Genomic DNA, 12178 nt, shown 5'->3' on the forward strand with positions numbered 1-12178 from the left:
GGTGGCGCCGAGGCCGCTGTCGATCAGGCATACCAGCCGCTCCTCAACGGCCGACGCGATCCGGGCGTGGCGGTTGCGCTGGGCGACGACCGCCGCCTCGGCACCGCCGTCCCGCTCGGCCGTCTGCAGCAACAGCGCCTGCGCTGCGGGCAGTTCGGCGAGCAGCGGGGCGGGCCGTACGGCGGTGAAGCCGGGCACGAAGCGGTCCCAGGCCAGTTCCACGACGGTCAGCCCGGCATCCGCGCGGGCCACTGCCCGGTCGAGCGCGACGAGCGCCGCGTCCGGGTCGAGCGGGACGACACCGCCGCCCCGCAGCCGTGCCTCGGCCTCCGGTCCGCCGGCCGCCATACCGCCGCCGGCCCACGGGCCCCAGGCCACCGCGGTGCCGGGCAGTCCCTCGGCGCGGCGCCGGGCGGCGAGCGCGTCGAGGTAGGCGTTGGCAGCGGCGTAGTTGCCCTGGCCCGCCGAGCCGACGGTTCCGGCGAAGGAGGAGAACAGAACGAACGCCGACAGGTCGCGGTCACGGGTGAGCCGGTCGAGGTTGCGGGCGGCGGCCAGCTTCGGCCGCAGCACCGCCTCCAGACGTTCCGGTGTCAGCGACTCCAGGAGTCCGTCGTCCAGGACGCCGGCGGCGTGCACCACGGCGTCGACCGGGTGCTCGGTGAGCAGCGCGGCCAGGGCGTCCGGGTCGGCGGTGTCGCAGGCGGCCAGTGTCACCTTCGGTCCCGCGGCGGCGAGTTCGGCGCGCAGCGACTCGGCGCCTTCGGCGTCGGGGCCGCGGCGGCCGACCAGCAGCAGGTGCCGGGCGCCGCGCTCGGCGAGCCGGCGGGCCACCCGGGCGCCGAGCGCACCCGTGCCGCCGGTGATCAGCACGGTCTCGCCCGCGCAGTTCCACTCGGGTGCGTCGCTCGGTCCGGACGGCCGGGCGGGCACCAGGCGGCGGGCGAAGACTCCGGCGGCCCGTATCGCGGTCTGGTCCTCTCCCGTGGTGCCGGTCAGCAGTCCCGCGAGCCGTTCGGCGCTGCGGCCGTCGAGTTCGGCTGGGAGGTCGACGAGACCGCCCCAGCGCTGCGGCTGTTCGAGCGCGGCGACCCGGCCGAGGCCCCAGGCGGCTGCCTGGGCCGGTGCGGTCACGGTCTCCCGTTCGGTGGCGGCGACCGCGCCGATGGTGGCGCACCACAGCGGGGCGCCGATCTCCAGGTCGCCGAGCGCCTGGGTCAGGGCGAGCAGCGCCGCCAGGCCGGCCGGGGTGGCGGCACGGTCGGGCGCAACGGCTCCGTCCAGGCCGGTCACCGCGGGTTCCTCGTCCAGTGCCAGCAGGGACAGCACGCCCTGCAGGGTGTCCCGCTCGGGAAGCTTGCGCAGTTGTTCGACGAGCGTGGCCCGGTCCGCGAGGGCGCAGTCCACAGGCAGCGGCACGATCTGCGCACCGTGCTCGGTGAGGCCCTCGACGAGGGTGTCCGTCCACGGGTCGTCGGCCCGGGATGCGGGCAGCGCCAGCAGCCAGGTGCCCGACAGCACCGGCGGCGGGCCGTCCGGTACCGGCCGCCAGGCCACCGTGTACGAGCAGGAGTCGAGCGCCGAACTCTCACGGCGGCGGCGCCGCCAGGACGACAGGGCGGGCAGCAGTTCGCTGAGCGGGGTGTCGTCGCCGAGGTCGGGGCGCTCGGTCAGCTCACCGAGGTCGCCGCGCTCCACGGCGGCCCAGAACTCGTCGTCGACACGGTCGCCGCCGCTCTGCGCCTCGGCGTCGGCGGGCTTGGCCGCCTCCAGCCAGTACCGACTGCGCTGGAAGGCGTACGTCGGCAGCTCCACCGTACGGGCAGGACCGGTCAGCCCCGTCGGCGTCTGCGCCAGCCCGCGCACGTGCAGGGCCCCGGCGGCCAGGAGCGCGGCGATCGGCTCCGGCCGCCCCCGGCGCAGCACAGGAACGGCCACGGCGTGCTCGGCCGACTGCTCCGGGCCCTGGGGAGCGGACTGCTGCAGGGTGTCCAGGGTCATCGCGGTGAGCGAACCGTCCGGGCCGAGTTCGACGAAGGTGCCGACGCCGTCCTCCCGGAGGCGACGTACGCCGTCGGCGAAGCGCACGGTCTGCCGCACGTGCCGCACCCAGTGTTCGGGCGAGGTCAGTTCGGCCTCCGTGGCCCGGTTCCCCGTCACGTTGGAGACGATCGGGATCGCGGGCGCGTCGTAGCGCACGCCGCGCGCGACCTCTTCGAACTCCGCAAGCATCGCGTCCATATGCGCCGAGTGAAACGCATGGCTGACCCGCAAACGCCTAGTCTTTCGGCCCAGCGCGGCGAAATGCCCGGCGATGTCCGACACGGCGTCCTCGTCACCGGAGACCACCACCGCCGTGGGCCCGTTGACGGCGGCGATGCCGATGTGCTTCTCGCGTCCCGCGAGCAGCGGCGCCACCTCGTCCTCGGACGCCTGTACGGCGGCCATGGCGCCACCCTCGGGCAGTGCCTCCATCAGCCGGCCGCGGGCGGCGACCAGCGCACACGCGTCCGGCAGCGACAGCACCCCGGAGACGTGCGCGGCGGACAGTTCACCGATGGAGTGCCCCATCAGCGCATCCGGCGTCACCCCCCACGAGCGCACCAGCTCGTACAGCGCCACGTGCACGGCGAACAGCGCGGGCTGGGTGTAGGCGGTACGGTCCAGCAGTCCGGCCCGCTCCGTGCCTTCCTGGGCCAGCACCACCTCGGCCAGCGGCACGTCGAGGTGCGGGGAGAACGCGTCGCACACGCGGTGGAAGGCGTCGGCGTACACCGGGAACCGGTCGAGGAGTTCCCGGCCCATTCCGGGCCGCTGTGAGCCCTGCCCGCTGAACAGGAACGCCGTACGGCCCCATGGCCCGGTGCGACCGCGTACCACACCGGCGGTGTCCTCGTCGCGGCCGAGGGCGGCCAGCCCGGCCAGGAGTTCCTCGCGGTCCTCGGCGACCACCACGGCCCGGTGCTCGAACACCGCGCGGCCGGCGGCCAGGGAGTGTGCCACGTCGGCGGGGGCCGACTCGGGGTGGGCGGTGAGCCGGGCGCGCAGCCGTTCGGCCTGCGCGCGCAGTGCGGCGGCCGTCCGTCCGCTCAGCGGCCAGGCGACCGGGCCCGCGGTCTGCGTCTCGACGGGGGCCTGTGGGTCGGTGCCCTCCTCCAGGACGACATGGGCGTTGGTGCCGCTGATACCGAACGACGACACCGCCGCGCGCCGCGGACGTCCCGTCTGCGGCCAGGGCTCCGGCTCGGCCAGCAGCTCGATCCGGCCCGCCGTCCAGTCGACGTGGGTGGTCGGCTTGCCCAGGTGCAGGGTGCGCGGCAGCATCCCGTGCCGCATCGCCAGCACGGTCTTGATGATCCCGGCGACGCCGGCGGCGGCTTGGGTGTGCCCGATGTTCGACTTCACCGACCCGAGCCACAGCGGCCGTTCGCGGTCCTGGCCGTACGTGGCGAGGAGCGCCTGCGCCTCGATCGGGTCGCCCAGTTTGGTGCCGGTGCCGTGCGCCTCCACCGCGTCCACATCGGCCGGGGTGAGCCCGCCCGCCGCGAGCGCGGCCCGGATCACCCGCTGCTGCGAGGGGCCGTTGGGCGCGGTCAGGCCGTTGCTGGCGCCGTCCGAGTTGACGGCGCTGCCCCGGACCACGGCGAGCACCGGGTGGCCGTTGCGGCGGGCGTCGGAGAGCCGCTCCAGCAGCAGGATGCCCGCGCCCTCACCCCAGCCGGTGCCGTCGGCGTCGTCCGAGAAGGCCTTGCACCGGTTGTCACCGGCCAGCCCGCCCTGCCGGTCGAACTCGGCGAACGCGCCCGGCGTCGCCATCACCGTCACACCACCGGCCAGCGCCAGATCGCACTCACCGGACCGCAGCGACTGTGCCGCCCAGTGCAGTGCCACGAGGGAGGACGAGCAGGCGGTGTCCACGGTGACGGCCGGCCCCTCCAGTCCCAGCACATAGGCGACGCGGCCGGATGCCACGCTCGCGGCGTGCCCGGTCAGCAGCTGGCCCTGCGCGTCCTCCGGGACGGCGTGCGCGGCCGACCCGTAGCCCTGGTAGTTCGTGCCGACGAACACGCCGGTGCGTGAGCCGTGCAGCCCGCGCGGGTCGATCGCCGCCCGCTCCAGCGCCTCCCAGGAGATCTCCAGCAGCAGCCGCTGCTGCGGGTCCATGGCCAGTGCCTCACGCGGTGAGATGCCGAAGAAGTCCGCGTCGAAGTCGGCGGCGTCGTACAGGAATCCGCCCTCGATCCCGTCCGCCTGCCAGCCACGGTCCGCGGGCGGAGCGCCGATCGCGTCCACACCGTCGGCGAGCAGCCGCCAGAACTCCTCCGGGCCGCGCACACCACCGGGGAACCGGCAGCCGATCCCCACGATCGCGATCCGCTCGTCGTCCGCCTTATCGGCGGCGCGGACGGCCGGGGACGCGGTGCCGGTCGCGGGTGCGGTGCCGGTCGCGGCGTCGTCGAGAAGCTCGGCGCCGATGTGCCGCGCGAGAGCCTGCGGCGACGGATAGTCGAACACCAGGGTCGCGGGCAGCCGGAGCGAGGTCGCCGCGTTGAGGCGGTTGCGCAACTCCACGGCGGTCAGCGAGTCGATGCCGAGGCCGCGGAAGTCCCGGGTGGCCTCGACGGTGTCCGGGCTCGCGTGCCCCAGCACCATCGCGGTCTGGGTGCGTACGAGATCCAGGACCGCCGTCTCCCGCTCGGCCTGCCCGAGCGCCCCGAGCCGGGCCCGGAAGCTCTCGCCGGAACCGCCACCGTCCGCCACGGACGCCGTGCGCCGCGCCGGAGCGACAGCCAGACCCCGAAGCATGACGGGCAGCGCAGCGACCGCCTGCCGGTCGCGCAGCACGCGACGGTCGAGCGCGATCGGCACGAGGACCGGTTCGGTCCGTCGCACGGCCGCGTCCAGGGCACCGAGGCCCTGTTCGGCAGCGAGCGGCTTCATGCCGCCGCGCGCCATACGACGGAGATCGGCTTCGGTCAGCTCGGCGGTCATGCCGGCGCCGGGTGCCCACGGGCCCCAGGCGAGGGCGGTCGCGGGCAGACCGGAGGAGCGGCGGACGGCGGCGAAGGCGTCCAGGAAGGCGTTGGCGGCGGCGTAGTTGGCCTGCCCGGCGCCACCGAATGTGCCCGCGACGGAGGAGAAGACCACGAACGTCGAAAGGTCCGCGTCGCGGGTCAGCTCGTGCAGGTGGGCCACGGCGTCCACCTTCGGGCGCATGACCTTGGCCAGCCGGTCCGCGGTGAGCGAGGCGACCACACCGTCGTCCAGGACACCGGCCGTGTGCACCACACCGGTCAGCGGATGCCCGGAGGGAATCGCTGCGAGGGCGGTGGCGAGCTGGTCGCGGTCGGCGACATCCAAGGCCGCCACCTCGACCTCGGCACCCAACTCCGCAAGCTCGGCGACGAGTTGCTCAGCACCGGGAGCCTCCAGGCCCCGGCGACTGGCCAGCAGCAGATGCCGGATGCCGTGCCCGGTCACCAGATGACGCGCCACCAGCGCACCCAGACCACCCGTACCACCGGTCACCAGCACGGTCCCGTCCGGGTCCAGCGGGGCCGGAACGGTCAGGACCACCTTGCCCACATGCCGCGCCTGGGAGAGGTAGCGGAAGGCTTCCGAAGCCCTGCGCACATCCCAGCACGTCACCGGAAGAGGCTCCAGCACCCCCGCCTCGAAGAGCTCAACCAGATCGGCCAGCATCTGCCCGATCCGCTCCGGACCGGCATCCCACAGATCAAAGGCCCGATACGTCACACCCGCATGCTCGGCGGCAACAGCCTCCGCATCCCGGATATCGGTCTTGCCCATCTCCAGGAAACGGCCACCCCGCGGCAGCAACCGCAGCGACGCATCCACGAACTCACCCGCCAGCGAGTCCAGCACAACGTCCACACCACGACCACCGGTCACCGCAAGGAACGCCGCCTCGAACTCCGTATCCCGCGACGAGGCAATGTGACCGTCGTCCAGGCCCAGGCCCCGCAGCGTGTCCCACTTGCCCACACTCGCCGTACCGAACACCTCAGCACCCAAATGCCGCGCCAACTGGGTCGCGGCCATACCCACACCACCGGCCGCCGCATGCACCAACACCGACTCCCCAGGCTTGACACCACCCAGATCGGTCAACGCGTAATAGGCCGTCAGGAACACGATCGGCACGGATGCGGCCTGCGCGAACGACCAGCCCGCCGGAACCCGCACAAGAGTCCGCGCGTCCGCCACCACCACCGGCCCGAACGAACCCGAGAACAGGCCCATCACACGGTCACCGACCACCAGCCCGGACACACCCGGACCGACCTCGGTCACCACACCGGCACCCTCCAGACCGAAGTCCCTCGCATCACCGGGATACATACCGAGTGCGTTGAGCACGTCACGGAAGTTGACGCCCGCCGCCCGCACCGCGATGCGGACATGGCCTTGCGTCAGCTCGGCCTCCGCCTCCGGGACCGGCCGCAGCGCCAGCCCCTCCAGCGTCCCCTTCTCCACGACATCCAGCCGCCACGCCGACTCCCCTGAGGGAAGCGCGAGTTCACCGCCGAGCGCGGCCCGGCCCAGACGCGGGGTGAAGGCGATTCCTGCGCGCACGGCTACCTCGGTCTCATCGGAGGCCAGCGCGCGCCCCACCACGGCCCAGGACTCGTCCGTACCGTCCACATCGACCAGCGCGAACCGCCCAGGGTTCTCCGCCCGAGCCGCCCGCACCAGACCCCACACCGCAGCCAGAGCCGGATCCGGAGTCCCCTCATCGAGCGCCAGGGCCCCTTCGGTGACCACCACCAGACGGGCACCCTCGAACCGCTCCTCCGCCAGCCAGACACGCACCAGTTCCAGCACATGCGCCGTGGCCGTGTGCGCTGCCTCCGTCGTGTCGCCGGCCGGGGCTTCGACGCGTACCAGCGCGTCCTCTCCCGCCTCGACCCCGGTCGTCGGCAGCGATGTCGGGACGGCCGAGGCGGTCCAGTACCGGGTGCCGTCGGCGGTCGCGTCGAGCGGGAACGGGGTCCAGTCGACTCGGTGCAGCAGTTCGGCGTGACCGGTTGCCGTCGTGTCGGCGGGCGGTGCCGTCAGGGCGCGCAGGGTGAGGGATGCGACGGTGGCGACGGGTGCACCGGACGGGTCGGTGAGTTCGAGGGCGACCGAGCCCGAGCCAGTGACGCGCAGACGGGCGTGGAGACGTGCCGCTCCGGTGGCGTGCAGGGTGACTCCGGCCCACGAGAAGGGCAGGCCCGGGCCGGAAGCGGGGGCGTCGGTGGTCGCCGGGGCCGCGCCGAGGGCGTGCAGCACCGAGTCCAGCAGGGCCGGATGGACGCCGTAACGGCGGGCGTCGGGGGCGGCCTCGTCGGGCAGCGCGACCTCGGCGAACAGGTCGTCGCCGTGCTGCCGGACGGAGGTCAGTCCGCGGAACAGCGGGCCGTAGGACAGGCCGGTGTCCGCCAGCCGCTCGTAGAGCGTGTCCGTGGGGACCTCGGTGGCGTCGGCCGGCGGCCGGGCGGCCGCTGCGGTGTTCGACACGGCGGCCTCGGGCAGCAGAGTGCCGCCCGCGTGCTGGATCCACGGCTCTTCGTCGGGATCGTCCGCGTCGGAGGTGCCCGCGGGGCGGGAGTACACGCCGATCTCGCGGCGGCCGGTGGAGTCCGGGGCGGCGACGGTGACCTGGAGCTGGACGGCGGCTCCGCGGTCGGGCAGCACCAGAGGTGTCCGGAGAGTGAGTTCCTCGACCTGGGCGCAGCCGACGCGGTCCGCCGCGTGGAGGGCGAGTTCCAGGAAGGCGGTGCCGGGCAGCAGGACGGAGCCGGAGACGACGTGTTCGGCCAGCCATGGCTGGAGCTGGGCGGAGATCCGTCCGGTGAACACGGCGGTCCCGCTGTCCGCGAGGGTGACGGCGGCACCGAGCAGGGGGTGACCTGCGGCGGACAGGCCCGCGGAGCGGAGGTCACCGAGGTGGGCGCCGGTGGTGCGCGGCCAGTAGCGGCTGTGCTGGAAGGCATACGTGGGCAGTGCGACGGGGCGCGCCGGGGGGAAGAACGCCGACCAGATGACCTCGGCGCCGTGTGCGAAGAGCGTCGCGGTCGCCGACAGCAGCGTCCGCGGCTCCGGGCGGTCCGGGCGCAGGGACGGGACCGCCACCGTTTCGCCGTCGGTGAGGGAGGCGTGGGCCAGCGCGGTGAGGGTGCCGTCCGGTCCCAGCTCCAGGAATCGGGTGACGCCCTCCGTCTCCAGAGCGCGTACGGCGTCGGCGAAGCGGACCGCCTGGCGGACGTGCCGCACCCAGTAGTCCGGGGAGCGCAGTTCCTCGGCGGTGGCGGGCTCACCGGTCACGGTCGAGACGACGGGCAGGTGCGGTCGTTCGTAGGACAACGCCTCGGCCACCGCGCGGAAGTCGGCCAGCATCGGCTCCATCAGCGGCGAGTGGAAGGCGTGGCTCACCCTCAGGGCGGTGACCTTGCGGTCCTGCGCACGGAAGTGGGCTGCGATCTCCTGGACGGCTTCCGAGGCGCCCGCGATCACCACGGCCCGCGGGCCGTTGACCGCGGCGATACCCACCTCTTCATTGAGGAGCGGCTGGACCTCGTCCTCGGCGGCCTGGAGAGCGACCATCGCCCCGCCGGACGGCAGCGCCTGCATCAACCGGCCTCGCGCGGCCACCAGTCGGCAGGCATCAGCCAGCGACCAGACCCCCGCCGCATGTGCCGCCGCGATCTCACCGATCGAGTGTCCGGCCAGGACGTCCGGGTGCACGCCCCACGACTCCAGGAGCCGGAACAGGGCGACTTCGAGGGCGAAGAGGGCCGGCTGGGTGAACTCGGTGCGGCCGAGCAGCTCGGTGTCGTCCCCGAAGACGACCTCCCGCAGCGGGCGCGGCAGTTCCGCGTCCAGATGCGCGCAGGCGGCGTCGAAGGCATCGGCGAAGACGGGATACGTCTCGTACAACTCGCGACCCATGCCGAGGCGTTGGGCTCCCTGACCGGCGAAGAGGAACGCCGTACGGCCCTCGGTCCGCGCGCGGCCGGTGACGACGTCGGTGGCGGGCTCGCCCATCACCAGGGATGCGAGCGCCGACAGCAGTTCCTCGCGGTCGGTGCCGACCACGACGGCGCGGTGTTCGAGTGTCGTGCGGGTGGTGGCGAGGGACAGGCCGAGACCGGCTGTGGTGAGGTCGGGCCGGGCGTCTGCGTGGCCGAGGAGCCGTTCGGCCTGATCGCGCAGGGCGTTCTCGGAGGCGCCTGAGATCACCCAGGGCAGGGGCCGGCCGGCCGCGGCCCCGGTGTCGGTGTCCCCGGAAGCCGTGGGTTCGACGCTTCCCAATTGGCCGGCGTCCTGCGGCTGTTCGTCGTCCTCCGGCAGACGTGCGTCCTGCGGCTGCTCGACGATGACGTGCGCGTTGGTGCCGGAGACGCCGAACGCGGAGATTCCGGCGCGGCGCGGCCGGTCGGCACGGGGCCATACCGTGCTCTCCGTGAGGAGTTCCACGGCGCCCGCGGACCAGTCGACGTGCGTGCTGGGGACGTCGGCGTGCAGGGTGGGCGGCAGGACACCGTGCCGCATGGCCAGAACCATCTTGATGATGCCGGCGACACCGGCGGCGGCCTGGCTGTGCCCGATGTTCGACTTCAACGAGCCCAACCACAGGGGCTGTTCGCGGTCCTGGCCGTAGGTGGCGAGGAGGGCCTGGGCCTCGATGGGGTCGCCCAGGGTCGTACCGGTGCCGTGTGCCTCCACGGCGTCCACGTCGGCCGGCGCGAGTCCGGCGTCGGCCAGTGCGGCGCGGATGACGCGTTGCTGTGCGGGCCCGTTGGGGGCGGTGAGGCCGTTGCTGGCGCCGTCCTGGTTGACGGCGGAACCGGCCACCACCGCCAGCACCGGGTGTCCGTTGCGGCGGGCGTCCGAGAGGCGTTCCACGACGAGCACGCCCACACCCTCGGCCCAGCCGGTGCCGTCGGCGTCGTCGGAGAACGCCTTGCACCGGCCGTCCGCCGCCAGACCGCGCTGACGGCTGAACTCCAGGAAAGCGCCGGGGGTCGACATGACGGTGACACCGCCGGCGAGGGCGAGGTCGCACTCGCCGGCCCGCAGTGCCTGCACCGCGAGGTGGAGGGCGACCAGAGACGACGAGCAGGCCGTGTCGACGGTGAGGGTCGGCCCTTCGAGCCCGAGGACGTAGGCGATACGGCCGGAGACCACGGCGGCGGCGTTGCCGGTGCCGAGGTAGCCGTCCCCGGCGTCGGGCGTGCTGAGCAGCAGCGCGGGATAGTCCTGCCCGTTGGAGCCCATGAACACGCCGGTGCGGCTGCCGCGCAGGCCGCCGGGGGCGATGGCGGCGCGCTCCAGCGCCTCCCAGGAGGTCTCCAGCAGGAGCCGCTGCTGCGGGTCCATGGCCACGGCCTCGCGCGGCGAGATCCCGAAGAATGCGGGGTCGAAGTCGCCGACGCCGGTGAGGAATCCGCCGTGGCGGGCGTAGCTGGTGCCGGGGCGCCCGGGTTCGGGATGGTAGAGGGCGTCGAGGTCCCAGCCACGGTCGTCGGGGAACTCGGTGACGGCGTCCCGTGCGCCGGCGACAAGGTCCCACAGTTCGTCGGGGCCGGTGACGTCGCCGGGCAGTCGGCAGCCCATGCCGACGATGACGATGGGGTCGTCGGCCGTGCGTTCCCCGCGTCCGGCGCCGGACGCGGTGCCGGGGTGGCCGTCGGCGTGGTCGCCTCCGTGCTCGTCGAACAGTTCGCCGTGCACGAAGGCGGCGAGGTCGACGGGGGTGGGGTGGTCGAAGACGAGCGTGGCGGGCAGCGCGAGGCCGGTCTCGGCGGCGAGTCGGTTGCGTAGTTCGACGGCGGTGAGGGAGTCGAAGCCCGAGTCGCGGAAGGCGCGTCGGGTCTCCAGGAGCCCGCCGTCGGCGTGGCCGAGGACGGCCGCGGCGTGGGTGCGGATCAACTCCAGCAGGGCGCGGGTGCGTTCGGCGGCCGGGCGGCCCGTCAGGCGCCCGCGCAGTGCGGCGCCGGCCCCACTGTCGTCCGTGCCCGCCTGCCCGTCGCGCAGCGCCTCCCGTGCCTCGGGCAGGTCGCCGAGCAGGAGGCTGGGGCGGGTGCTGGTGAATCCGGGGGCGAACCTCGACCAGTCGACGTCGGCGACGACCTGCCCGGTGGCGTCCTGCTGCAGGACGCGGCGCAGCGCGGCCAGCGCGATGCCGGGGTCGAGGGCGGCGAGTCCGCGTCGGCGCAGGTACTCCTCGGCACCGTCCTCGGCGGCCATGCCGCCCTCGCCCCAGGGTCCCCAGGCGACGGAGGTGGCGGTGGCACCGCGGGCGCGCCGCTGTTCGGCCAGTCCGTCGAGGTAGGCGTTGGCGGCGGCGTAGGCGGTCTGGCCCCCGCTGCCCCACACGCCCGCGATGGAGGAGAACAGTACGAACGCGTCGAGCGGCCGGTCTCCCTGGGCGCGCAGTACGGCGTCGAGGTGGGCGGCGCCGTGCGCCTTCGCGGCCAGCACCGACCGGAAGCGGTCGGCGTCGAGGTCGGGCAGCGGCAGGTTGTCGGTGACACCCGCCGCGTGGACCACGGCGTCGACGGTGTGCCGGGACAGCAGCCGCTCGACGGCCGCGCGGTCGGCGACATCGCACGCCTCGACCGTCACTCGGGCGCCGAGCGCGGTCAGTCGCTCCGTAAGCTCGGCTGCGCCGGGGGCGTCGGGGCCGCGGCGTCCGGTCAGGACGAGATGCTCCGCGCCCTGCTCGGCGGCCCTGTGGGCGACCCGGGCGCCGAGCGCGCCGGTGCCGCCGGTGATCAGGACCGTGCCGCGCGGCTGCCAGCCGCTGCCGGTGGTCCCCGGGACGCCCTGGTCCTCGGCGTGCAGCAGGCGCCGCGCGAAGACACCGGAGGCGCGCACCGCGACCTGGTCCTCGTCACCGGTCCCGGCCAGTACGGCCGCGAGTCGTCCCGCCGCGCGGCGGTCGACGGTCCCCGGCAGGTCGACGAGGCCGCCCCATCGGTCCGACAGTTCCAGCGCGGCCACCCGTCCCAGGCCCCACAGCGCGGCCTGCGACGGGTCGGGGGCGGCGTCGGAGCGTGCGGTGGCCACCCCACCGCGGGTGGGCCGCCACAGGGGGGGGGTCACCAGTGCGGGGCCGAGCGGCTGCACGTGGCGGTCGGTGAGGGTCAGGACGTCCGCCGGGGGCTCG

The 12178-nt window shown here is 74.2% G+C and carries 1 protein-coding gene; it reads right to left on the reverse strand.

From position 1 onward, the window contains the following. On the reverse strand, positions 1 to 12178 hold a 12178-nt coding region (locus ABT186_RS44935; protein ID WP_351930176.1), incomplete at both ends, for a type I polyketide synthase.

The organism is Streptomyces sp. NPDC001634, from assembly GCF_040298185.1.
Lineage (GTDB): Bacteria > Actinomycetota > Actinomycetes > Streptomycetales > Streptomycetaceae > Streptomyces.